The following is a 25,194-nucleotide window of genomic DNA, read 5'->3' as shown; positions in this document are numbered from 1 at the left end:
CTCCCCGATCGACCTGGCAGGTCAGCAGTCTTCCGCGCCGATCTTCCAACTGCCGCCTTCCTTGCGCAGGAGCAGACCGCACTGCATGTCGTACGCCTGGTCCCCGCTGCCGACCCGGGTCTTGACCCTGGCCAGCGCCGAAGCATCGAGAATGCGCACCTCGGTGATTTCGAGTTGTCCGCCATGCGCGGGTACGAATACCTGCGTGAACATGCTCTCCAGCATCTTTCCGTTGCGCGCAGTCTGGCGCTGGTTTTCCGTGATTCGCTCGGCGCTGAAGTAAGGTGTCAGATCGTCACTTCGTTTTGCGCTGCCCGCGGCCTTCCAGTAAGCCGTCACTGCCGTGCGTACCGTTGCCGCATCTGCCGAATCGGTTTTTCCGGAACTGGCGAGGCGATTGCGCAGGGTCGGTGGAGCCAGTGTCGTATCGATCGAATAGCGTGAGGTAACCTCACACCATTGGTCGCCGCAGCCTGGACTGCCCTGGGACAGCGTTCCGCTGAGTCCACCCTTGCCATCGTCCTTGATATCGGCGACGAGGCTTGCGATGCCATTCATGACACTGTTGCCGGATGCCCGGCAGCTGCCGTCGGATCCGCAGGACTGCACGCTGTCGGCCTTGCCGTCCTCGTCGATAGTCCAGCTGACCACGGTCGCCTTGTTGGCCAGCATCCATCCTGAAATCGCGGACTTGCGGTCTTCCGCATCGGCCCACTGGTCGGCTGGAACGTCCCGATCGAACAGATAGATGAGCGTGTTCTGCTTTGCTCCCCGGCTTTCCTTCCACGCATAGGAATGGGTGGGCTTGAACCTGTCGGAAGCCGCCGTCTGTTCGATGTCGCCGCTCATCACACCCTCGCCCGCGGCTTTTCCGCTGTCGTTGGCGAGGCAGGGGAGCGCCGTCGCTGCGAGGATCAGGACTGGAAACCACCGTGTCTTGCGCATTGTTCTCGATTCCTTGGCCGGGGTTGTACTGGCTGGAATGCCCGGGTGAGGCGAAAGCGAACGCGTGGCAGGCAGGGATTCCCGGAAGTCTCCGATTGGCGATGGGGCAGAGCGTCATTTACAAGAGCCGATCCTGGCTTGGAAATTGCTGTCTAGAGAGCCATGGGACCGGAACGGCACCCGGCGGTGCCCGGCGAGGAGAAAAGCCAATGGACGCGGCCGCTTGCGGCGGTGTCGCGGGAGCCTGGATTCGGCTACGCTGTCATCGGTTACGACAAGGAATCCACGTGTTTCGATCGTCGTGCTGCCTGTTGCTCCTGGTCGTCGGGCTGGCAATGGCTCTCACGCCGCTGAAGCTTGCGCGTGCCGAGGATTCATCGAAGGCGCTGGTCCTTGGCCGTGTCAGTGACGACCCCAAGGCACAGTACGAACCAACCAAGGCGTTGCTCGACTATGTGGTCGCCCGCATGGGCAACGTCGGCATTCGCGAAGGCCGGATCCTGATGGCGCGTGACGCCCTGCAGATGGCCAGCTACCTCCGGCGAGGCCGCGTCGACTGGGTTGCGGAAACGGCCGGGGGTGCCATGCTCCTGCAGCGACGGGCGGGCGCCGAACCGTTCCTGATCTCCGATCGAAACGGCGTTCGCCGCTATCACACCGTATATTTCGCGCGACGTGACGGCGATGTGAAATCGATCGACGATCTGAGGGGCCATCGGATCGCGTTCCAGAATCGTACGTCGACCAGTGCCTACTTCATCCCTTCGATGGAAATTCTCGATCGCGGCATGCCCATGGAGATCCTCGGCTCTCCGTTCGATCCGCCGGTTTCCAACTCGGTCGGCTACGTGTTCGCGCGGACCGAGCGCAACATCGCGACCTGGGTGCACAAGGGACTGGTCGATGTCGGTGCGGTCAGCAATCTCGACTGGACCAACCCAACCCATGTTCCCGAGTTCTTCAAGAGCGATTTCGTCGTTCTTCGCGAAAGCGCAGAAGTACCGCGCGGGGTCGAAGTGGTGCGCAAGGACCTCGATCCGGTGGTGCGCGCGCGATTGCGTGAGGTGCTGCTGGCGATGAAGGACGATCCGGCCGCGGTAGGCCTGCTCGACCGGTTTCACCTGTCCATGCGCTTTTACGATCTCGACGAACGGGATCGCCGCGACCTGAAGCGCCTGCGCAAGGGCATTGCCACGATCGGGGTTGAAATCGAATGACCTACCGGTTCGGTTTGCAGGCAAGATTCCTGACCCTTGTCGTGGTCGCGCTGCTGATCGCGGTGCTTGCCCTGGGCGCCCTGCTGCAGCGCCAATGGGCGATGCGGGACGAAGTCCTTTCGCTCAGCCGCGAGTCGATCCAGCGACTGGTGGTGGGACGTTTGCGCGAGCAGGCGCGCGCGGTCGGCGCGAACACGGCCGAGGCCCTCGTCAACCCTCTGTACAACTTCGATCTCGAAATCATCGGCCGTATCGTGGATGACGTGCGCGCGCAGCCGGATGTCGAGTACGTGACGGTCTACGACCCGGAAGGCGCGGTCATCCATGATGGTACCGATGCCATCGCCAGCTATGGACAGGTGATGTCCGATCGGCTCGCTGGCGCGATCATCCGCTCAGGCGACCTGCTTATACAGCAGAATGGCGACATGCTCGACGTATCCTCGCCGATCCTGCTGGGCGGGGAGAAACTTGGCGGCGTGCGCATCGGCTACACGCTGGCCTCGGTCCAGCGCTACGAAGCAGACGCATCGAGCGAATTGAGCGCGCGGCTTGGCGAGATCAGCCGAAGATACGTCCTCGGCGTCGGTGCCTTGCTGGCCCTGGCGTTGGTTCTCGGCATCGGCATCAGCCTGATCATGCAGCGTGTGCTGATCCGGCCGATACGACGCCTTGCCCATGCGGCGCGCGAGATCGAGGCAGGTAACCTGAAGCTCAGTCTGCCTGGACACGACAGGCGCGATGAAATCGGCGAACTGGTGCAGGCATTCGCCCGCATGACCGAGGTAGTTTCCAGGCGGGACCGCGACATCCGCCGAATCGCCAATACCGACTCGCTGACCGGACTGGCCAACCGGCGGTCATTCCGGGAAGCGCTCGATGCCTACGTCAATGATCGGGAAATCGGTGAGTTCGCGCTGATCCTCGCAGACCTGGACGACTTCAAGCCGGTCAACGACTCGTTTGGGCACGATGCGGGTGACAAGATCCTGATGCGTTTCGCCGAGCGCTTCCGCAAGGTCGTCAATGCGAACGAAATGATCGAAACCAAGCCGGCAAGGCTCGGTGGTGACGAGTTCATCCTGATCGCGCGGGCGGTCCCGGGTGCTGGCCGGCCGCTGACTGAAATCGTCCGCAGACTGGCCGACAGCCTGGTGGAGGAATTCAGCGCGCCGACCACGATCGACGGACGAGAGATCGTCTCCAGTGCGTCATTCGGCCTGGCCCTCTATCCCTCCGACGGCACAACGGCAGCCCAGCTCATGAAGGCCGCCGATATCGCCATGTACGCCGCGAAGAGGGCTGGCAAGAATCGCTACTGCTTCCGCCACGACGCACCTGGCCGGGAAGACGGGCAGGTGCGTCCTTGGGGGGGCGGCGCCGATGAACCCGGGTGAGCGCGCGCTCCGGTTGAATGGCCTCAGGCTTCGAAGTCGTCGACGAAGATCACGTCGCGCGGGTCCTCATAGGCACCGACATCGCAGAGTGCGATCCCGTCTCCGTCGCCGTCGATCGGGCGAACCTGGAACCGGGCGTCGCGCGGCTCACAGATGGTGCCGTTGGCGATGCTGTCGATAACGGCGCTGCCGCCGAAGCGAAGCACTCCGACCATGCCCGGCGATTCGTCGACGAGGATCGTGCCGAGAGGTGCATTGGCCAATGCACCCGCCTCCAGTGCGGCACAGCCCGTGTCGGAGAACAGGTTGAAGCCGACAAACGTGGTGTTGGTTACCGTCGGAGAGCCGCTGCAGGCGCTGCCCAGCAGGGTCGGAGCGAGCAGATTTGCCCGGAAGTAGTTGACCTCGGCGTCCGGAGCGAATCCGAAATGCGCGCCGCTGGTCGCATCGCCGTTGTAGAACGTGTTGTTGGATGCGCTCAGGCTGGCCCTGGCGTTGATCCAGACGGCGCCGCCCTGATCGACGACGCTGCTGTTGTAGAAGGTCGAGTTGGCCAAAGAGATGTAGACATCCGTGGCGCCCGCACTGGACTTTCTCGCATAGACGGCGCCGCCGAAATTGGCGGCATTGCCGCGAAGATAGCTGCGCACGATCTGTGCCGTGCAGTTGTCACAGGAAAGCGCGACCGCGCCGCCGTATCCCAGCAGACTGCTTCCGGGTGAGGCGGCATTGAAGCGAAACGTCGATTCGGTGATCGAGTTCGAGCGCCCGCTGCCTTGCAGCAGGATTGCACCTCCAACGCTACCGCCTGTGGTCGACAAGGCTGCATTGCTTTCGAAGAGCGTGCGCAGAGCGCTGAGGCTCGCGGTCGTGTAGATGGCGCCGCCCGAAGACTCGCCGTTGCCGGCGGTGGCGGTGACCGTGTTGCCGACCAGGCGGCTGTCGATCAGGGAGATCGTGCCGGCGCTGCGCTGCCAGGCGATGGCACCGCCGCTGATCAGGCTGGGACCGCTGGCCTGGCATTCGCTCAAGGTGACGCGCATCAGTTGCAGCGCGCCGATCGTGTTGCCGCTGCCGGCATTGATGCAGCCACCCTTCTCGGCGGCGAAGCCGCGGGCCAGGGTCAGGTCACTCAGGGCCAGCGTGGTCGTGTCATTGCCGACGCGTACCATCTGATGGAGCGATTGGCCGTCGATCACGGGTTGCTTCGTGCCGCCGAGGATGGTCAGGTCCTGGGAAGCGATCTGCGGAAGATCGGCATCGAGGGAAATCACGCCCTGATCGGGAAAACCTGCGCCGAATTCGATGGTGTGGATTCCGCCCACCGGGGAATTCGAATCGAGGATGGCCTGTCGGAATGAGCCCGGGCCGCTGCTGGCGGTCGTGGTTACCGTGAAACTGGCTGCCTGGGCGCTCGAAGCAAACGCAATAAGGGCCATGATGGCTGGAGTCAGGGTTCGCATGAAGTTGTCCCTCTGCTGGGATGGAGCCGGATGGCGCGAAAGCGGCAACGCCGCTGCGAATGCGGATGCATGTGCATGGAACCGAGGCCTGGCGATCGGTTGGAATCCCTCCGGGGAAGGCCGCCCCCCGATCGTGCCTGCTGGCCAGGCCCGGCCATGATCGATCCGCCGGGTCAGTATCGGCATGCGAGCGAAATACGCATGGTGCACAGTGCCGCCCCGAACTGCCAAACCGCTCACATTCGAAGCGGGCCCCGGCGTCGCCCGTCCCGCATGACGCTCGCTTCAGACCCAGCCGGTCAGGTAGAACAGCGAGATCACGACGAATACAGAGAGTGTCTTGATGATCGTGATCGCGAAGATGTCGCGATAGCTTTGCCGGTGGCTGAGCCCGGTGACCGCAAGCAGGGTGATCACGGCGCCGTTGTGCGGCAGCGTGTCCATGCCGCCGGACGCCATCGCGGCGACCCGGTGCAGGACTTCCATCGGAATGCCGGCAGCGTTTGCGTTGGCAATGAAGCTGTCGGCCATGGCAGCCAGCGCGATGCTCATGCCGCCGGAGGCCGAGCCGGTGATCCCGGCCAGGGCGGTCACCGAGATCGCCTCGTTGACGAGCGGGTTCGGGATCGCCTGCAGTGCCGTCGCGACGGCGAGAAAGCCCGGCAGGGCCGCGATCACGGCGCCAAAGCCGTATTCGGAGGCGGTATTCATCGATGCGAGCAGGGCGCCGCCGATCGCGTTCTTCGTGCCCTCGGCGAAACTGGCGATGACCGGGCGCCAGGCCAAAGCGATCACGCTGAGGATGCCGACCAGCAGGGCGCCGAGCACGGCCCAGATCGCGGCCAGCCGCGAGACGTTCTGCACGATCGGTTCAGCCGACCCTATCACCGAAGGCACGAAGGACTGGGTCTCGCCGTAGAGCTCGGGGATCCAGCGCGTGAAGAGGAAATTGGCTACCCCGACCAGGATCAGCGGCAGGATCGCCAGCAACGGGTGGGCCAGCCGTTCGCCGGCAAACGGCGCCGGTTCGTTCAGGAGATTGTCACCGTACCCTTCGCCGGCCCGGGCCGCCTTGCGCCGACGTGATTCGAGATAGGTCATGCCGACGATCAGGATGAAGATGCCGCCAAGGATCCCGAGCACCGGGGCCGCCCAGCCGCTCGTGGCGAAGAACGAGCTCGGAATGATGTTCTGGATCTGTGGCGTGCCGGGCAGGGCATCCATCGTGAACGTGAACGCGCCGAGGGCGATCGTGCCGGGAATCAGGCGCTTCGGGATGTCGCTCTGGCGGAACAGCTCGGCGGCGAACGGATAGACCGCGAAGACGACCACGAACAGCGACACGCCGCCGTAGGTCAGCACCGCACAGACCAGCACGATCGAGAAGATCGCGCGCTGCGCGCCGACCACGCGGATGGTCGCCGCGACGATCGATTTCGAGAAGCCGGAAATCTCGATCAGCTTGCCGAATACCGCCCCCAGCAGGAAGACCGGAAAGTACAGCTTGAGGAAGCCGACCATCTTTTCCATGAACAGGCCGGTGAACATCGGCGCCACGAGCGCCGGATCGGTCAGCAGGACCGCGCCGAGCGCGGCGATCGGCGCGAACAGGATGACGCTGTAGCCGCGGTAGGCCACCAACATGAGGAATGCGAGCGCGGCCAGCACGATCAACAGGGACATCCATGAACTCCGGACAGGGGCGCGCAGCGCGCTTCGTCCGGGCAGTATCGGCAGAGTCGTCCGGATCGGCCCACTGTACCAAGGTACAAGTGTCGGCCTGCACGCGGCACCTCAGACTGCGCAAAGCCTGGTTCCGCGACACGCCGTCGAGCGTGCGCGGAGTCGACGATTGCCGAAATCAATAAGCCGAACAGCGAGGGGAATCATGAAGCGCACCAAGATCAGTCTGGCCATCAGCGTGGTCCTCGGCCTGGCCTGCTACACCAGCGTCCACGCCCAGGACACGGACAGCGCGGGGGCGCCCGACGAGGATCAGTCGGCTGCCGTCACCAAGCTCGAGGGCATCACGGTCACGGCGCGCAAGCGCAAGGAAACCCTGATGGACGTGCCGGTTGCGGTGACCGCGTTCACGCCCGAGCGCGTCGACACGCTGAACATCGAGGACCTCGGCGATCTCGGCGGACAGGTGCCGAACCTGACCATCTATGCCGCGCGCGGATCGAGCAGCACGGTCACGGCCTATATCCGCGGCGTCGGCCAGTCCGATCCGCTCTGGGGTGTCGACCCCGGTGTCGGCATCTACCTCGATGACGTCTACATCGCACGCCCGCAAGGCGCCCTGCTCGACGTCTTCGACGTCGAGCGCGTCGAGGTCCTGCGTGGTCCGCAGGGCACCTTGTACGGCAAGAACACGATCGGCGGCGCGATCAAGTATGTGTCGCGACAGCTGAGTCCCAAGTTCGGCGGCTATGGCCAGATCACGGTCGGCAACTACAGCCAGCTCGACGCCAAGGCGGCGGTCGGCGGCGCGCTTGACGAGGGCGGCAAGTTCCGCGCCCGGGTTGCCGTGGCCAGCCTCAATCGTGACGGCTTCGGCAGGAATATCGTCACCGACCAGGAGGTCAGTGACAAGGAAATCAATGCGGCCCGGGTCAGTTTCGGTATTTTCGCCAGCGAAACCTTCGACATCATCTTCAATTACGACTGGATGGACGATCAGTCCGGCGTGCGCGGCGCGAAGATGCTGCAGCCTAACCGCTTCGTGCCGACCGCGCCGCCGCTCGATTCGCGTTACGACGTGCGCAACGGCATGCCCAACGTCAACGACACGAGCATGGATGGCGCGTCGGCAACCGCGACCTGGGTCATGAACGATGCCTGGACGCTGAAGTACATCCTCGCCCATCGTTCCTCGGATACCGAAACCAATATCGATTTCGACACGACCCAGGCACCGATCGCCGACGTCAAGGCGTTCTACAGCGACAGCCAGACGACCAACGAACTGCAGGTCAACTATGACGCCGGCGGGCGCTCGCGTGGCGTGATCGGCCTCTACAGCTTCAGCGGCGATGCCGGTGGCCAGGTTCTCAACAACTTCTTCAACCTGCTGTTCGGCGACACCCAGGGTACCGTCTACACCGACAGCATCGCGGTCTATGGCGACTGGACCTTCGACCTGACCGACACGCTCAAGCTCGACGCCGGCATTCGCTACACCGACGAGGACAAGCATGCAGTCGTGCTCAACCGCGGCTACTCGGATGGCACCTACACCACGCCGATCTCGGTGGCCGCGGACTTCGACAAGACGATCAATTTCAAGAACACCTCGCCGAAGATCTCGCTCGACTACCAGGCCACGCCGGAAGTGATGATGTACGGCTCGTTCTCGCGCGGCTTCAAGTCCGGTGGCTACAACATCCGCGCCCAGGCCACCGCGGTGCCGCGTTCGGCCGAGCCGTTCAAGGACGAGCAGGTCGACAGCTTCGAGGTCGGCAGCAAGATGTCCCTGCTCGATGAGAGCCTGTTCCTCAACGTCGCTGCGTTCTACAACGATTACCAGGACATCCAGCTCTCGGTGTTCACGGCCTACGACAGCGACGGCGACGGCACCGACGATGCATTCTTCGGCGACTTCACGAATGCCGGCAAGGGCACGGCCAAGGGTCTCGAGTTGGAGTACCAATGGCTGCCCGCGGAGGGCTGGCTGGTCAGCGGCAACCTGGCCTACCTGAAGACCCGCTATGACAAGTACATCTTCCAGGGCCTGAACATCGCCAACGAACAGGAGTTCACCAACGCGCCGGAAAAATCGGGCTCGGTCAACGTCGAATACAACACCGGCATCGGCGATGGCGGCAACCTGGCCTTCCGTGTCGGCTTCACCTACCAGAGCCACGTGGTGGCGACGACCGAGGTGACGCGTACGGCGGACCCGATCACGCAGGGCGGTTACGGATTGCTCAACGCCGGCGTGATCTGGCGAACAGGCAAGGACTGGATGTTCTCGCTGCAGGGCACCAACCTGACCGACAAGGAGTACCGCACCACCGGCTACAACATCAATTCGGCACTGGGTGTGTTCACCGGCTTCTACGGGGCACCGAGGCAGTACACGCTGACCGCCCGCTACTCGTTCTGATCGATGCGGGTCTGCCGATGAAATCGTTTCCTGCAAGCCGATTCATCCCGGTGGCCACTAGTGCCATCGTCGCCAGCCTGCTCGCGACGATGGGCTGCTCCTCGCCGCAATCCGCAGCCGCGCTTCCCGGGCTGAAGCTTGACCCGTCACGGACCACGGTATCGGGACTGTCGTCCGGGGCGTACATGGCGACCCAGGCGCATATGGCATTCTCCGACCATATCGCCGGGGTCGCCCTGCTCGCGGGTGGACCTTATGGCTGCGCCCAGGGCAGCCTCGAAGTGGCCTTGTCGCGCTGCATGAATCCAGCCGCCGACACGCTGCCAGACGTCGACGGCCTGGCTGAAAGCGCACGGCGAAAGGCCGCAAGCGGCGCGATTGCACCGCTCAGCGGACTCGCCGGTGATCGCGTGCTGGTCATGCACGGCAGCCTCGACACGACCGTCGGTGCCGCCGTCAGCGCTGCCGGCGCGTCCCTGTATCGCGCGCTCGGCGGTGCCGTTGTCGAAGAGGATTTCGAGCGCGAAATGGCCCACACCTTTCCGACCCTCGCCGCGGGTGGCGCGTGCAAGACGAGCGAGTCGCCATACCTCGGCCAATGTGGGTTCGATGCTGCCGGCGCAATCCTGCAAGCGCTGTATCCGGGCGATGCAGCGGCGGCCGAGGCGGCCACCGGCGAACTGCGCCGCTTCGACCAGAAGGCCTACCTGCCCGAGGGCAAGGACGCGATGCTCGCCGACACCGGCTATGTCTACGTGCCCAAGGCCTGTGCTGCCGGCGAGACCTGCGGGCTGCACATCGCCCTGCACGGCTGCCAGCAGAATGCCGATGCGGTCGGCGAGGCATTCGTGCGCGATGCCGGCTACAACCGCTGGGCCGATGCCCGCCGTCTGGTCGTGCTATATCCTCAGTCCCGCGCAAGCTATGCGCCGTTGAATCCAAAGGCATGCTGGGACTGGTGGGGCTATTCGGGTACCGACTACGACACACGCCAGGGCGTGCAACTGCGCTGGCTCGCCAATGCGGCCGCGGCGCTGGGTGCGCCATTGGAATAATTCCGCGACTGCGACGAATCGCAGCCGCGGTTCGTCTGATCGACATGGCGGCTGAAGCCGCTTCCAGCGCCGGGCGCAAACCTGCCCGGGGAACCGCCGGCCCGTCGACCCAAGACGATCGTGGCCAATGGTTTCGGATCGGTTCCGTCGACTCCCCACTCGCGGAACCCACCGTGGCTCCTGCCCCGGACCCACATGCCCCGCTGGAGGCGGCTTCGGACACGAGATCGCCGCAGCGGTTCGCGAGCGGCAGACGCCGCGCAGACGGGCGTCTCAACGGAACGCATCGATGCTGCCCGACCTGAAAATCCTCGGCGCCGGCCTGCTCTGGCTCGGCCTGCTGTTCGGCGCAGCCGTGCTCGGCGACCGACGCCCGAAGTTCTTCGCCCGACACTGGGCGCTGATCTACTCGCTGTCGCTCGCGGTCTACTGCACGTCGTGGACATTCTATGGCACGGTGACCCAGGCCTCGCGCTCGGGCTGGTGGCTGCCGCCGACCTTTGTCGGCACCATCCTGATCTATCTGTTCGGTTTCGGTCTGCTCATGCGCCTGGTGTCGATCGCCCGCGCGCACAACAGCAGTTCACTGGCCGACCTCGTGGCGATCCGGCTCGGTCGCAGTCCGGCCATTGCCGCACTGGTCACTGCGGTGGCCGTCATCGGTATCGTTCCCTACATCGCCCTGCAGCTGAAGTCGGTGGCGATGAGCTACGGCATGCTCGCGCGTCGCCAGGATCTGATGGCGCCGGCCTGGCAGGACAGCGCCCTGTGGGTCGCCCTGGCCATGGCCCTTTTCGCCATGCTGTTCGGTGCGCGCCGGGCCAGCGCGACCGCGCATAACCGCGGACTGGTCCTGGCCATGGCCTTCGAGTCGCTGTTCAAGCTGATTGCCATGCTCGCGCTCGGCGTGCTGGTCTGGTTCGGCATCAGCCTGCCGGCCGATGCATCGCCATCGTTGCCACCGCCAGGTGGCAGCGCCGGATTCACGACCCTGATCATGCTCGGCGCGTTTGCGGTCTTCACCCTGCCGCACCAGTTCCATGCCGGGGTGGTCGAGTGTCGCGATCCCGAGCATGTGCGCACGGCGCGCTGGCTGTTTCCCTTGTACATGCTCCTGATCGCATTGCCGATCCTGCCGCTGGCCCGGGCCGGCGATGCCCTGCTCGCGCCGCTCGGCGTACCGTCTGACCTCTACGTGCTGGCCCTGCCGCTGGCCAACGGCCATGGCACGCTCGCGCTGATTGCGTTTCTCGGCGGACTCAGCGCGGCCACCAGCATGGTCGTCGTGGCGACCCTGGCCCTGAGCCTGATGATCGGCAATCACTGGATCGCGCCATTGCGCGTGCGTGCCGGCTGGGGGCGGGCCGCGGTCGGCGACCTGCGTGGCGAAGTGTTGTTGCAGCGCCGCCTGATCATCCTTGTCGTGGTCTTGCTGGCCTGGGCCTACAGCCGCGTGCTGGTCGCCAGCGATGCGCTGGCCGACATCGGCGCCGTCTCGTTTTCGGCGCTCTCGGCGATCGCGCCGGGCGTACTCGTGGCCGTCTACCGTCCGCAACTCGGCGCGCGTGCTGTCGGTGCCGGCCTCGTCGCGGGCAGCCTGGTCTGGCTGTACGCGTTGATGTTGCCGGTGCTTGCCGGCGGTTCCCTGGCCTGGGTCGAGCAGGGACCGTTCGGCATCGAATGGCTGGCCCCGGATCGTCTGCTCGGCTTCGACGACTGGAGCCGGCTCGCGCGCGCGGTCGTCCTGAGCCTGGCCGCCAACGTGGCCGTGATCGGACTGGTCGCAAGCTCGCGTTTTGCGCACGGCGCGAAGTCCGGACATCGCGGCCTCGTCGACGTTGGCGACCTGCGCGCACTGGCTTCACGATTCCTCGCGGATGAACAGGTTGAGGCCCTGTTCGGCGCGAACGAGGGCGACTCGCCGGCATCGGAAACCCTGGTCGCGGCGATCGAGCACGAACTCGCCGCTGTCATCGGCGCCTCCTCGGCACGCCTGTTGCTGACCGTGGCGCGGCGCGAGCGCAGTGTCGAACTCGAAGCGGTCGCGGCGATCGTCGGCGAGACCTCGCAGGATCTGCGCTTCAACCAGCGCGTGCTCGAGGCCGCGCTGGAAAACATGAGCCAGGGCATCAGCGTGGTCGATCGCGATCTCGGACTGGTCGCGTGGAACCAGCCCTATGCACGCCTGTTCGGCTACCCGCCCGAGCTGTTGCGGGTCGGCGTCCCGATCGCCGACCTGCTGCGCTGGAACCTGACCCATCGATTGAGCGTTGCCCATTCGGCCGACGAGGAAGTCCACAAGCGCATCCGCCACATGCGCGCCGGAACGCCGTATGTTGCAGAGCGCACTTTCGAGACCGACGATGGCGAACGCGTCGTCGAGATCCGTGGCAACCCGATGCCCGGTGGCGGCTTCGTCGCCACCTTCACCGACGTCACCGAGTTCCGCCGCAACGAGGCCGAACTGATGCAGGTGGCGGAAACGCTGGAACTTCGCGTCGAAGAACGCACCGCCGAACTCGACATGGCCCGGCGCGAGGCGGAAAAGGCGAACCGCGCCAAGTCGCGTTTCCTTGCCGCGGTCAGCCACGATCTCGCCCAGCCGTTGAATGCGGCACATCTGTTCACCCATGCGCTGGCCCAGCGCCTCGGCCATGCCGAGTACCGCGAGGCGGTCGACAACATCAGTGGCGCATTGACTTCGGCCGAAGACCTGCTCAGCGGGCTGCTCGATATTTCGCGCCTCGATGGCGGACAGACCCGGGCCCGCGCGGAGGCGTTTCCGTTGCGCGAGTGGCTCGGCGGCCTCGCTGCAGAATTCAGCGTGCTGGCCGACGAACGCGGCCTGCGCCTCGATGCCGTGCCATGCAGCGCATGGATTCGCAGCGATCCGCAGTTGCTGCGCCGGATCGTGCAGAACTTCCTGGCCAACGCGGTCCGGCACACGCGCAGCGGGCGGATCCTGCTCGGCTGCCGGCGTCGCCGCTCGCACGTGTCGATCGAAGTCTGGGATACCGGGCCCGGCATCGCGCTGGCTGACCAGGAGCTGATCTTCGAGGAGTTTCGCCGGCTCGGCCATTCCGGCGAGGGCCTCGGTCTCGGCCTGGCCATTGCCGACCGTATCGCGCGCCTGCTCGGTCACCGCATTTCGCTGCGCTCACGCCCAGGGCGCGGCACGGTGTTCTCGATCGAGGTGCCGACGACAGCCACACTGCAACCGCCGCTGACAGTGGCGCCGCCGCAGGCGCAGGCACTGCCGCGCCGGCGCCTGCTCGTGGTCGACAACGATCCGGCGGTGCTCAAGGCCATGCAGGCCCTGCTGGCCGGTTGGCAGTCCGAGGTCAGCGCGGCGCAGACCCCGGCGCAGGCGCGGCTGCTGTTTGCCGAGCATGGCGCGGACGTGCTGCTGCTCGACTACCACCTCGACGACCATGTCAGCGGGCTGCAGCTGCGCGAGTCACTGGGTCCGGCGGCCCAGGGCATTCCGTGCGTGATCATCACCGCCGATCATGGCAAGACGGTCAGCGACGCCGTGCTCGCCGCGGGTTGCCAACTGCTGCACAAGCCGCTCAAGCCGCTGGCCCTGCGCTCGCTGCTCGCGCAGCTGATCGCGCGCGACACCGGCGGCGAAAATTCCCGCTGATCCGCGTTGAAAATCGCCCGAGCAACGGTCGCACTGATGGCGGCGATGCCGGGGGCCATTCGCATCGCCACTGTCAGGGGACTAGACCCCAAGCCCGATATTTCCCGCTCCTGCGACAAAGCGCAAACAAGGGCCAGCGAAATCCGCGCCCCGGTGCGCTGTTCCTCGTAGGAGCGCCTTCAGGCGCGATGCCTTTCGTCATCGTTCCGCAAGAGTTATCGCGATTGAAGACGCGCCAACACCGAATGCCGTCGCGCCGTCAGTCGCGGAAATTCTCGAACTGCAGTGGCATCTCGATTTCGCTCTTGCGCAGCAGGGCGATGGTCGTCTGCAGTTCGTCGCGCTTCTTGCCGGTGACGCGCAACTGGTCGCCCTGGATCTGCGCCTGCACCTTGCTGCCGGAATCCTTGATCAGCTTGATGATCTTCTTCGCCAGCGGCTGCTCGATGCCCTGCTTGAGGGTGACGTTCTGGCGCGCCGTGGCAAGGTTGACCTCGGGCTCGGCGATGTCGACGCAGCGCACGTCGATGCCGCGCGCGGTCAGGCGCTGGAGCAGGATGTCCTGCATCTGCTTGAGCCGGAACTCGGCGTCGGCCTTGAGCACGACGACGCCGTCTGACAGTTCGAAGCTCGCCCCGCTGCCCTTGAAATCGAAGCGCTTCTCGAGTTCGCGATTGGCCTGGTCGACCGCGTTGGTCAGTTCGTGCGAATCGAGCTTGGAAACGATATCGAAAGAGGGCATGTCTGAACTCCATGGCAAAGCCGCAATTCTACGCACGAGCGGACCTGTCCGCAGTGCCGGGGGCCGTCGCCGCGCCGGCGATGCCCGATCGGCTCAGCGCAACACGTGGACGTCGATGCGGGCCCAGCTGCCTTCGTCGCTCATGGCCGTGATCGACTGGTCGCCGGTTTCGGCAAAACTGTGCTCGAAGGACTGGGTCCCGGTGGTGGTCGTCTCGAGGCGGCCGTTGACCAGCCACATGACTTCGCCGCTGGCCCCGAGCGCGCGCAGGCGGACCACGGCCGGCTTGTCGCTGTTCGGCGCGCGCGCGACCGTGGCACGATCGGCGATGCCGTCGATGCGCAATTGCGCGCTGCCGGCGAGACCGTCGCTGGCGCAGCGCGGGGAGAGCGCGGGCAGCGACGAGCGACGGTGCAGGTCGCGCGACAGCCATGGATAGGCCAGCGAGGGCCAGCGCGCGATATCGAGTTCGCGCGTGGCCTCAGCGCTGCAGCCTGGGCCGAGCCGCAGGCCGGTCGCCGCATCGACCAGGACATGCAGCAGACCGGCGCTCCAACTGCGCGCATCGCGTTCGGGCAGGGTCGGCGGAACGACGCCATCGAGCACCCAGGCTTCATGCTTCTGCTGGCAGAGATCGGCATTCGCCGCGTCGTAGGCGAGGCCCAGCGGCCAGCAGATCTCGACCTCGCTGACGCTCGCCGGCGGTGCGTCGGGCACCCGCGACAGGGACGTGCGAGGTAGGCTGTCGACGACCTGGAACATGAGCGGCAGCGCAGTGACCGCGCCATACTGGCCGGGCAGGGGCGTGCCGTCGGGTCGGCCGATCCAGACCGCAACCGTGTATTCGCGGGTGCCGCCGATCGCCCATGCGTCGCGAAAGCCGTAGCTCGTGCCGGTCTTCCAGGCAACCCGCGGACGCGAACCGGTATCGAAGGTGCCGGGCCGATAGCCGGGGCGCGGATTGGCCTCGAGTATTTCGCGCACGATCCACGCAGCGCCCTCGGACAGCACGCGACGCTCGATCAGCGGCTCGTCCGCCGTATAGCGCACGATGCCGCCGACTCCCTTGCGATTGAGCGCGGCGTAGGCGCCGGCGAGATCCTCCATGCGCGCGCCGACGCCGCCGAGAATGATCGAGAGATTCGGGGCGACGCCATGCGGCAGGCGCAGGTGCAGTCCGGTGTTGGCCAGGCGCGCGGTGAAGCGCGTCGCACCCACGCGGTCGAGCAGATCGACGGCCGGCACGTTGAGCGAGAGGCGCAGCGCCTCGGCGGCACCGACCGGACCATTGAACGCCATGTCGAAATTGCCGGGCCGGTAGCTGCCGAACGACTGCGGCGCATCGACCAGCAGGCTTTCCGAATGGATCAGGCCGTCGTCGAGGGCGAGCCCGTACAGGAACGGTTTGAGGGTCGAGCCCGGCGAACGCCAGGCGCGCACCATGTCGACATGGCCGAGCCGGGCCTCGTCGCCGAAGGTCGCCGAACCGACATAGGCCAGGGTCGACAGATCGCGGTTGTCGACCACGAGCAGGGCGGCCGACGTGCGCTCCGGCAGACGCACCAGGTAGTCGCGCACGCGGGCCTCGACGCTGCGCTGCAGTTCGATATCGATGCTGGTCTCGATGCGGCGCTCGCGTGGATGCGCCTGGTGCAGGCGTCGCGCGAGCAGGGCTGCGCTCAACGGCGGCTGCAGCGTGCGTGCGACGACCGACTCGACGCGCGCATCGTGCACCTCGGCGCTGCTCCAGACGCCAAGCGTCGCCATGCGATCGAGGACCTTGTCGCGCGCGTCGCGTGCCGCAGCGGCTTCGCGGTCCGGGCGCAGCCGGCTCGGCGCCTGCGGCAGCACGACAAGCAGGGCCGCTTCGGCATGCGAGAGACGCCGCGAGGAATGGCCGAGATAGGCCCAGGACGCCGCCTCCACACCCTGCAGGGTGCCGCCGAACGGGGCATTCTCGAGATAGAGTTCGAGGATCTCACGCTTGGACAGATGCGCTTCGAGTTGCAGCGCGCGCAGGCTCTGGCGCAGCTTGCCGGCGAAACTGCGCGAGTGCGGTTCGAGGATGCGCGCCACCTGCATGGTCAGGGTCGAGCCGCCAGAGACGATGCGGCGGTTCACGATCATCTGGCCGAGCGCGCGCAGGGCGGCGACCGGGTTGATGCCCGGATGCCGCCAGAACCAGCGGTCCTCGTAACCAATGAGTGCCTCAAGGTAAAGCGGCGAAACATCCTCCATCGAAACCGGATACCGCCAAATCCCTTCCGTATCGGCGAACGCGCGCAATGGCGAGCCGTCACGCGCCACCACCACCGTGCTGCCGCGATCCGGGTCGGGCAGCGGCAGCGGAAACAGGCGATCGAGGATCAGGGCGATGAGGAGCAGCATCAGGAGCGTGAGCGCCGATCGCTTCAGCCATATCCAGCGCCGCGCCGGACGAAGCAAGTCGTTGGTCTGTTTGGCTGATGGCATTGGAATATTGACCGGAAGATTCCTACAGGGGTGCAATGAAGCGTTGCGCAGTTATGGTCCGTGCGGCTGCACCACCTTGATGGACTTGACCGAGCTGCGGCCGATGCCGCGGATCTCGGGCCGGTACATGTCCTCGACCAAAGGCGGCGGCACCAGGTAGGTGCCCGGCGATACCGCGCGCACCAGGTAGAACACATGCGCCTCCTGGCCCTGGTTGAGCTTCAGTGCCGCGACATATCGATCGTCGCGGAATTCCTCATGCTGGACTTCGGCCGCATTGCTGCGATCGCTCAGGGTGATGCCGTTGACGACGACGTCGGCCCACTGCTTGGAGTCGGTCAGGTTGAAGTTCTCGATCTCGAGGCCGCCCGGCAGCAGGTCGACCAGGATCGCATCTGGCATCGTCTCGCGCGCTTCGAGCTTGAGTCCGACGATCAGCGCATCGCCTTCCCTGAGCGGTGCGGCGACCCACGGCTTGCCATCGAGCGTGTAGAACGTGCGCTGGATGGCGACCTTGCTGTCGTCCACTTCGGGTGGCGTGCGCGGAACCCCGGCGATATCGGTCGACAGGTACAGCGGCGGCGTGCCCCGCGGGGTCAGGCGCACGCCGGCGCGCAGGTCGGCCGCCGTGAAGCTGCGGCTCCAGATGCGATCGGGCTGGAATTCCGAGGTCGTGTCGCCGATCGCGAACGAGCCGGAAACGAGCACGTCGCCGTCATTGATCAGTTGCTTGCCCAGACGGCCGATCGCGACCTGCTCCTGGGTGCTCAGATAGATGCGCCCACTGCCGCCCCAGCGCGACTGGTTCTGCTCGGCTTCGCGTTGCTCGGTCTTCAGCGAGCGCGCCAGCTCGAACACGCGCGCGGCATATTCGGGCTTGCCCATGCCGTTCCTTTCGACGAGGGCGACCATCAGGGCCGTGTCGCGCAGGTTGGAGCCGTAGTCGCCGAGCCAGCGCGGCCGCTGTACGGTCTTCGCGAACGCTTCCTCGACCGCCTTTTCGGCGCGCGGCTGGTCGCCCATCAGCTTGAGGGCGATGCCGAGATGGACCAGCGGCAGGGCCGTCAGCGATTTCTGGCGTTCGTTGTCGAACAGCACGCGCAGGGTGCCGAGCGGGGCGCGATTGACGCGCGCCAGCACATAGGCCGACCAGGCCTCATCGGCGAAACGCAGGTGATCGGCGTTGTCGTAGGCATAGTAGGGATGGCCGCCTGAAAGCAGATCGTCGGACAGGCGCTGCAGCGCTTTCTGCAGCATGCCCTCGGGCACGACGAAGCCTTCTTCCCGGGCATCGAGCAGGAACTCGGTGACATACGGCGTGATGAAGGTGTTGACGCCACTGTCGCCGCCCCACATCGAGAAGTGTCCGGAGCCCGCCTGCATCGAAGCGATGCGGCCGATCGCACCCTCGACGCGGGATTTGCGTGCGCCGTCGTCGAGGCCTTCGACATGCAGCTTGTCGGCGGTGGCCTGGTCGAGCAGCAGCGCCGCAAAGCCCTTGCTCGTGGTCTGCTCGACGCAGCCGTACGGGTACCTGAGCAGATCGGCCAGCGCCGCCGAGAATGGCAGCGGCGGCAGGCTGGAAAGGGTCAGTCGCGCATTGACCGAATCGGCGAGCAGGCCGTCCATGGCCGCGCTGCCGAGGCTGACGGGGGCCAGCGAGTCAAGCGATTGCGGCGTCGAGCGCAGCACGCTGGGCCAGGCCGCGCGCACGACCATCTCGAACTCGCGAGCAACGCGGATCGAATCGCCCGCCTTGTCGGTGGATTCCGCGGACACGCGGATCTTGCCGACGCCGTAGCCTTCCAGCGCGTCGAGCGGGAAGTCGAGCGTGCTCTTGGCATTGTCGGCGAGGCTCAGCTTGCGCTCCGGGTTGCCGACGGCGAGCGGCTTGTCGGCCTCGACGCGGACGCGGAACTCGCGCTCGGCGCCGGAGAAGTTCTGCAGGTCGAGCGAAACCATCGCCTTGTCGCCCGGGGCCATGACCCGCGGCGTGCTGATTTCGGCGACGAGGTCGGCGCGCACGATGGTTTCGGTATCGCCGCTGCCGTAGTGGTCCTCGCTGAAGACCAATGCGCTGACGCGTAAGGTGCCGTTGAAGTCCGGCACCTTCATCTGCACCGTCGCATTGCCCTCGGCGTCGAGGTCGACCGGTCCGGCGAACAGGTCGACCGTCTGCACCTTGGCCGTCGGCCGGCGCGCCTGGGGCAGGGCGTCGAGGCCGATGTCGCCGCCGTAGCGGAGCCGGGCATTGCCGCCGTTGAAGCTTTCGATGACCCGGCCATAGAGGTCGTAGGCGTCGACGCCGAGGCGGCGCTGGGCGAAGAACCAGTCGTTCGCATCGGGCACGCCGAAGCGCGTGATGTTGAGGATGCCGACATCGACCGCCGAGATCGTCACCTGGGCCTTCTTGCCGGCCAGGGCGGGTACCTTCACGGTCACCGCGAGATCGCTTTCGGGCTTCATCAATTTGGCCGAGTCGATTTCGACCGCAACTTTGCGCTCGCTGCGGTCCATCGGAATGAACGCCTCGCCGACCGCGCGCGCGGGGGTGATGCGTTCGGCCGCCGATCCGCCGCGGAACACGAGCGCGGTCAGGTAGACATCGTGGCGTTCCCAGGCTTCGGTCACCGGTATCTCGAACGTGCTGCCGGCCCTGGCCTCGATGTTGCGTGTGTACAGCATGCCGTCGGACTCGACGATCAGCACACCCGGACCCGAGTGCGGCGGGGTCAAGGTGACCTTGAGGGTGTCGCCGGCGCGGTAGCTCTGCTTGTCGAGGGCGAGCTTGACCTTGTCCGGACGCGCTTCGCCGCCGCGGTTGTCGTCGTTCCAGCTCCAGCCCGCTGTGAACGGAAAACGCAGGGTCAGTCCGGTGGCCGGATCGAGCACCTCGATGCGGTAGCCGCCCCATTCCACGGGCACGTCGAAGCGCGTGGCCTTGCCGGCTTCGACCTTGAGTTCGCGCGCTTCGGCATTCTCGAAGCGCTCGCTGTAGTTGAAATGCCAGCCACTCTCGCGATCCCAGATCCAGTGGTAGTCGCGGCGTTCGCGAACCAGGGTCAGCTTGAGGTTGTCGCCGGCCAGCAGGTCACCGGCGGCATTGGTCCGGATCAGTTCGAAGCCGGCACTGGCGTTCGCGCCGGCGCCATCCTTGACGTCGAACAGCGGGCGCACGCCGACCAGTACCTCGGCGGGCCAGACCGTCCGCTTGAGCGTGCGGGTGACCGTGCGTCCACCCGTTTCGTAGAGGCTGCCCGAAAGCACGGCAGCGACCGGCGCCGGCTTCGCTTCCTCGAGCGGATTGATTTCCTCGCTCAGGTGACCCTTTTCGTCGAGCGCCGTGTCGACGACATCCTTCGCTTCCTTGGGCAGCTCGATCAGCGGATCGCCGAAGTAGAAGTCCTTGTGTGCCTCGACCGGATGCACGTCCGCGCTGAGCGTCAGGCGCGCGCTGAAGCGGTTGCCGACGGCCGGTGCGCCATACAGATAGTCACCCTGGACCTCGAGCCTGAGCGGCTCGCCGGGCTTGAGCTGCGCTTGGTCCGTGGCCAGGTCGAGCTTCATGCGTTCGGGCAGGAATTCCTCGATGCGCAGGGTCAGGCTCTGGGTCGCCTCCTTGCTCGCCGGGTCGAGGCGGAACTCGACCTGCCAGCGACCGGTCGGCGCATCGGCAGGAATCTCGCGCGACCATTCGAAATAGCCGAGGTCCTTCGGTTCGAGGCGGGCTTCGGCATAGAGGCGGCCATCCGGCTGCTTGAGCGTCGCGAACAGCGGCTGCGGCTTGATCGACTTGCCATCGTTGTCGCGCAACAGGGCCGAGAGGCGCACCGTCTCGCCGGGGCGATAGAGGTCGCGTCCGCTCCAGGCGAATACGTCGAACCAGGCATCGCGGCGCCCGGCGACGGCGAAATCGGAAAGATCCAGCGCCGGCTGGTTGAACGGCACCATCGACACGTCGCGGCCAGCGCGGGCGACCAGAACATGCGCGGCGTTCAGCGTATACGCGAGCATCGCGTTGCCGCTCTCGTCGGCCACGCCGGTGACGACCGGATTGCCGGAGCCGTCGATGATCCTGATCTCCACGCCGCTGATCGGATCGCCGGTCTTCAGCGAAGCGGCGTGGACGAACATCTTGTCCTTGTAGGCACGGGTATGGATACCGATGTCGCTGACGAAATAGAAACTCGTTTCCAGTTCGTCGCGGAAGTGGCCCGGTTGCTTGAGCACGGCGAAGTAGAGGCCGGGCTTGGCCAGTTCCGTGATGTTCTGGATCGGCAGGTAATTGAGGGTGCGCTCGTTTTCATTGCCGGGCAGGACGAAGCGGTTGGCGTAGACCGAATCGGCGATCTGCGCGACCGGCTTGCCCTCGCGTCCGTACCAGCCGTACTGCGGATCGAGGTCCCAGGAACCGCGGCGCGCGTTCTTCTGGTAGGCCGCGAAGAAATTCGCCAGTTCGTCGTCGTGCACGCGCAGGAATTCGACGTCGACCTCGTCGACGTTGACCGAAACCACCGGCAGGCCGCGCGTTTCGCGCGCCGGCAGCACGCTGCCCTGCGCGGCGAAACCCACCGCCGGTTCGAGCGGGCCGGTGAAGATGTCCTTGCTGACTTCGCTGCCGAGGGTCTGGCCGTCGACAGCGGAAAGTTCACCCTTAATGTGCGCGGTATAGGTGGCATTCGCCGTGACGAACGGGAAGCGCAGGGTCTTGCCGTCTTCGTCGAGCGCCCAGCTCCCGCTGACCGCCTCGCCGTTGGCCCCGGTCACCGACAGCAGGCTGTCGAAGTCCTGCGCGCCGGTCAGTTGCTGCGGGAATTCCAGGCTCAGGGCGAGTTGACCCTGGTACATTTCGGCGCGCGCCGAAGTCACCTCGAACTTGCCGGTGATGGCCTTGGCCGGCTCGGCCTGGACCGGCTTCTCGCCCTGCACCTCGGGCACGCTGGCCGGTTGCTTGCCGCAGGCGGCGATAGCCAGGATCGCGAGCAACAGAACGGCGCCGCCAAGTGACTGCCACCTCGAAACGATCCGCAACGTTGACATCTTCGATTCCCCGGCCAGGTTTGTGGGTTCAGTATAGCCGCGCAATTGTGGCTGCTCTCGGGCAATTCGTGGATATGCAGGGACGCTCGATCCTGTTGACAGCCACGCGGCGCGGCGTAGAGTCGCGTTGTCCACAAGGAGAGTCGCCATGGCCCGTGTGCCCCGTATCGATAGCCCCTGTCCGCTCAGCCGCGCCCAGCAACTGCGTATCGACGGCCACTGCGGTCGCTGCAACAAGCACGTGCATGCACTCGATAGCCTCGATGAGCGCCAGCGCCGGGCCCTGTTCGCCGCCGCGCGCGGACCGCTGTGCGTTTCCTATCGGGTACCGGCCTATCGCAACCCGGCCATGGCAGTGGCGATGGCCGCGATGATTTCGGTGGGCACGGCCGCCGCCGGGCAGGATTGCGACGAGGCCGCGCCGGCCCTGCAGTCGGTGCAACCGGCTGCGCAGGAACCGTTGATACATCTGCAGGACCAGACCAACGACGTTCCCTACGACACCATCATTGTAGGGGGCATCAGCTCGGCCGAAGACGCTCAGTGGATCGACGACGGCAGCCTGCCGGATTTGCCGATGATCAGCGAAACCGAGGATGGGCAATCTATTGCGGCCGCGGATGCGGCGGATTCGAACTCGGCACAGCGGCACCGTAAGCGCCGTTAGGCAATCCGATCACGATACCGACTGCATCGACGATGCGCAGGCCGGCCAGCGCGCGAACGACGTTCCCGAAATTGGCCGGACGGCCGTCGCCGATGGCCAGTGCGATATGTGCGGAGTCGAATTGGCCCATGCCGGCGTCATAGCTGGTCCAGCGCTGACCATCCCAGGCCTGCACCCAGACATGTGGACTGAAGACATGGGATGCGCCGGTGAACCGGCTTGCATAGGCAATTCCGTAGGCCAGTCGCGTCGGAATCCCGCGGGCCCGCGCGGCGGCCGCGAGCAGAACGGCAAATTCGGTGCAGTCGCCGTTGTGGGACTTCAGGGCAGTGCTGGCTGCATCGTAACGGCGAAAATCGATGGCGCCGGTCATGTGTGCCTTGACGGCGTTTTCGAGCAGATGCATCTGGCGCGCAACGCGCTTGCCCTTCACGGTAATGCCGACCGCGTGTGAGCGGGCGAACGCCAGCACCTCGCGCGAATCGCTGTCGACCCAGGGATTCGGAGCCAGGTACTGGCGCAGCGACTGTGCATCGGGTGCCGGTTCCGTGCCGCAGCTGGAACAGATCGTGATGATTACGCCGTCGCCGCTGCGGGCGACATGTTGCTCGGAGGTTTCTGGCCACTGCCATTCGACGCCCTTGTCCAGCGCAATGGTGTAGCGGATACGACCGGCCCGCGCCTTTTCCGAAAGGCGGTATGGCGAAGCCACCTGCGAGCGGTGAATCAGCTCGATCGCCTGTTCATGGGTCAACTGCGGCTTGTCGTGCGCATGCACGGGCATCACGGCCAGCAGGGCCATGGCAGCCGGAACCAGCCAGCCACGAGTTCGATCTTGACGAGTTGCTCTCTTGCCGTTCATTGGGCTCTGCCCTTGCTCCTGCACATAGGGTAGCGGCGACCGTGGCGCCTGGACATGCCGGGTCACCGCAGCTTGGATCAGGCATGCCGATCCACGCTAAGGTAGGCGCTCCCGTCGGAGAAAGGTCATCCATGTCTACAGCCTTGGTCTGGTTCCGCCGCGATCTGCGCCTGGCCGACAACCCGGCCCTGGCCGCCGCGCGCGATGCCCATGAACAGGTGATTCCGATCTATGTGCATGCGCCGGACGAGGAGGCGCCATGGCAGCCCGGTGCGGCCAGCCGCTGGTGGCTGCATCATTCGTTGGTGGCATTGCATGCCGACCTGCGCAGGCGCGGTTCGGGCCTGCACATCGCGAAAGGGCCGAGCCTGCAGGCCTTGCGCGAGATACTCGAGGCCACGAGGGCCTCGGCGATCTACTGGAATCGCCTGTACGAGCCGGCGATCACCGCGCGCGATCGCACGATCAAGCAGGCCTTGCTGGATGACGGCGTCGACGCGCGCAGCTTCAAGGCCACGGTCCTGTTCGAACCCTGGGAAGTGCAGACCGGCCAGGACCAGCCCTATCGCGTGTTCACGCCGTTCTGGCGCAAGGCGCGGGCCGACTTGCAGGTGCGCCCGCCGTTGCCGGTGCCGGACTCCGTACCGACCGTCGCGCTCGACGGTTCGCTAGCTGTCGACGATCTCGACCTGCTGCCCCGGCTGGACTGGGACGCGGGCTTCTACGAGGCCTGGGTGCCCGGTGAGTCCGGCGCGCTCGACGCCTTCGACCGCTTCCTCGAGTCCGCGGTCACCGATTACGCGAAGGAGCGCGATCGCCCCGATCGCGAGAGCACCTCGCGACTGTCACCGCACCTGCACTTTGGTGAAATCTCGCCGATGCAGATCGCCTGGGAACTCGACGAACGCGCGCGGCCGGAGGGCCAGGCAGCTCGCTCCACCGGCGCAGAAAAGTTCCTGAGCGAAATCGGCTGGCGCGAGTTCTCGGTGCACCTGCTGTTCCACTTTCCCGACATGCCCGAGAAGAACCTCAACGCGCGATTCGACGAATTCCGCTGGGGCGAGGACGACCCCGAGGCGATTCTGCGCTGGAAGCAGGGCCGCACCGGCATACCGATGATCGACGCCGGCATGCGTGAACTCTGGGCGACCGGCATCATGCACAACCGCGTGCGCATGCTGGTCGCCTCGTTCCTGACCAAGAACCTGCGCCAGCACTGGCGGCACGGCGCGGCCTGGTTCTGGGACACCCTGGTCGATGCCGACCTCGCCAACAACTCGCAGGGCTGGCAGTGGACCGCCGGTTGCGGCGTCGATGCCGCGCCGTATTTCCGCATATTCAATCCGGTCACCCAGGGCGAGAAGTTCGACCCGGATGGTGTCTACGTGCGTCGCTGGGTGCCGGAGCTGGCCGACCTGCCGGCCTCCCTGATCCATCACCCGTGGACCGAGCCCGACTGCCTCGAGGCGACCGGCTACCCGCCACCCATGGTCGACCTGGCCGAATCGCGGCAGGGCGCGCTGGCCGCCTATCAGGACCTGCCGAAGGCCGGCGACTGAGGCCGGTCGTTGCGTTTTCCGGGC

General features: G+C 65.8%; 14 protein-coding genes. 7 read left to right on the top strand and 7 right to left on the bottom strand.

Annotation, left to right across the window (positions count from 1 at the left end; translation table 11 throughout):
- Window positions 1-21 precede the first annotated feature (21 nt).
- Window positions 22-945 (bottom strand): YqhG/Tai3 family protein, encoded by a 924-nt coding sequence (locus tag BM125_RS01350; RefSeq protein ID WP_092404107.1) that lies wholly within the window; start codon window positions 943-945, stop codon window positions 22-24.
- Window positions 946-1,280: 335 nt separating this feature from the next.
- Here BM125_RS01350 and BM125_RS01345 point away from each other — a divergent pair, with 335 nt between their 5' ends.
- Together BM125_RS01345 and BM125_RS01340 are read left to right on the top strand one after the other, a co-directional pair.
- Window positions 1,281-2,162 carry a phosphate/phosphite/phosphonate ABC transporter substrate-binding protein gene (locus BM125_RS01345; RefSeq protein ID WP_092404154.1) on the top strand — a complete coding sequence of 294 codons (882 nt, stop codon included), beginning with the start codon at window positions 1,281-1,283 and terminating at the stop codon, window positions 2,160-2,162.
- Window positions 2,159-3,559: a diguanylate cyclase domain-containing protein gene (locus tag BM125_RS01340; protein ID WP_092404105.1), complete on the top strand. Its 1,401-nt coding sequence runs from the start codon at window positions 2,159-2,161 to the stop codon at window positions 3,557-3,559. The genes BM125_RS01345 and BM125_RS01340 overlap by 4 nt, the downstream gene beginning before the upstream one ends.
- A gap of 23 nt (window positions 3,560-3,582) precedes the next feature.
- Here the strand turns inward: BM125_RS01340 and BM125_RS01335 are convergent, their stop codons facing one another.
- A complete protein-coding gene (locus tag BM125_RS01335) occupies window positions 3,583-5,022 on the bottom strand; it encodes a hypothetical protein (RefSeq protein WP_139224807.1) in 1,440 nt (479 codons plus the stop codon).
- Between the two features lie 285 nt (window positions 5,023-5,307).
- Complete coding sequence (locus tag BM125_RS01330; protein ID WP_092404103.1) at window positions 5,308-6,705, bottom strand: GntP family permease; 1,398 nt, start codon at window positions 6,703-6,705, stop codon at window positions 5,308-5,310.
- Between the two features lie 205 nt (window positions 6,706-6,910).
- Here BM125_RS01330 and BM125_RS01325 point away from each other — a divergent pair, with 205 nt between their 5' ends.
- From BM125_RS01325 to BM125_RS01315, 3 genes are all read left to right on the top strand, one after another.
- Window positions 6,911-9,130, top strand: a complete 2,220-nt coding sequence (locus BM125_RS01325; RefSeq protein WP_092404102.1) for a TonB-dependent receptor — start codon at window positions 6,911-6,913, stop codon at window positions 9,128-9,130.
- A gap of 50 nt (window positions 9,131-9,180) precedes the next feature.
- On the top strand, window positions 9,181-10,185 hold the full coding sequence (locus BM125_RS01320; RefSeq protein WP_245778749.1) for an extracellular catalytic domain type 2 short-chain-length polyhydroxyalkanoate depolymerase: 1,005 nt from the start codon (window positions 9,181-9,183) through the stop codon (window positions 10,183-10,185).
- Window positions 10,186-10,474: 289 nt separating this feature from the next.
- On the top strand, window positions 10,475-13,828 hold the full coding sequence (locus BM125_RS01315; RefSeq protein WP_092404100.1) for a hybrid sensor histidine kinase/response regulator: 3,354 nt from the start codon (window positions 10,475-10,477) through the stop codon (window positions 13,826-13,828).
- A gap of 259 nt (window positions 13,829-14,087) precedes the next feature.
- Here the strand turns inward: BM125_RS01315 and BM125_RS01310 are convergent, their stop codons facing one another.
- The 3 genes from BM125_RS01310 to BM125_RS01300 all read right to left on the bottom strand — a co-directional run bounded on the left by BM125_RS01310 (window position 14,088) and on the right by BM125_RS01300 (window position 22,082).
- Window positions 14,088-14,570: a YajQ family cyclic di-GMP-binding protein gene (locus BM125_RS01310; RefSeq protein WP_092404099.1), complete on the bottom strand. Its 483-nt coding sequence runs from the start codon at window positions 14,568-14,570 to the stop codon at window positions 14,088-14,090.
- A gap of 93 nt (window positions 14,571-14,663) precedes the next feature.
- On the bottom strand, window positions 14,664-17,042 hold the full coding sequence (pbpC, locus tag BM125_RS01305) for a penicillin-binding protein 1C (protein WP_092404098.1): 2,379 nt from the start codon (window positions 17,040-17,042) through the stop codon (window positions 14,664-14,666).
- Window positions 17,043-17,093: 51 nt separating this feature from the next.
- Window positions 17,094-22,082 (bottom strand): alpha-2-macroglobulin family protein, encoded by a 4,989-nt coding sequence (locus BM125_RS01300; RefSeq protein ID WP_092404097.1) that lies wholly within the window; start codon window positions 22,080-22,082, stop codon window positions 17,094-17,096.
- Window positions 22,083-22,230: 148 nt separating this feature from the next.
- On the opposite strand from BM125_RS01300, the gene BM125_RS01295 reads away from it, so the two are divergent.
- Window positions 22,231-22,749 carry a hypothetical protein gene (locus BM125_RS01295; RefSeq protein ID WP_092404096.1) on the top strand — a complete coding sequence of 173 codons (519 nt, stop codon included), beginning with the start codon at window positions 22,231-22,233 and terminating at the stop codon, window positions 22,747-22,749.
- Here the strand turns inward: BM125_RS01295 and BM125_RS01290 are convergent.
- Window positions 22,688-23,551 carry a transglutaminase domain-containing protein gene (locus BM125_RS01290; RefSeq protein WP_175497816.1) on the bottom strand — a complete coding sequence of 288 codons (864 nt, stop codon included), beginning with the start codon at window positions 23,549-23,551 and terminating at the stop codon, window positions 22,688-22,690. The genes BM125_RS01295 and BM125_RS01290 overlap by 62 nt on opposite strands.
- Window positions 23,552-23,742: 191 nt before the next feature.
- On the opposite strand from BM125_RS01290, the gene BM125_RS01285 reads away from it, so the two are divergent.
- The gene (locus tag BM125_RS01285) at window positions 23,743-25,170 is read left to right on the top strand and encodes a cryptochrome/photolyase family protein (RefSeq protein ID WP_092404092.1); all 1,428 of its coding nucleotides are present in this window, start codon (window positions 23,743-23,745) and stop codon (window positions 25,168-25,170) included.
- Window positions 25,171-25,194 lie beyond the last annotated feature (24 nt).

It is taken from the genome of Dokdonella immobilis (assembly GCF_900115085.1).
GTDB classification, from domain to species: Bacteria; Pseudomonadota; Gammaproteobacteria; order Xanthomonadales; family Rhodanobacteraceae; genus Dokdonella; species Dokdonella immobilis.
Note: the sequence above shows the minus strand (reverse complement) of the source record. Positions and strands in the feature narration are given on the sequence as shown.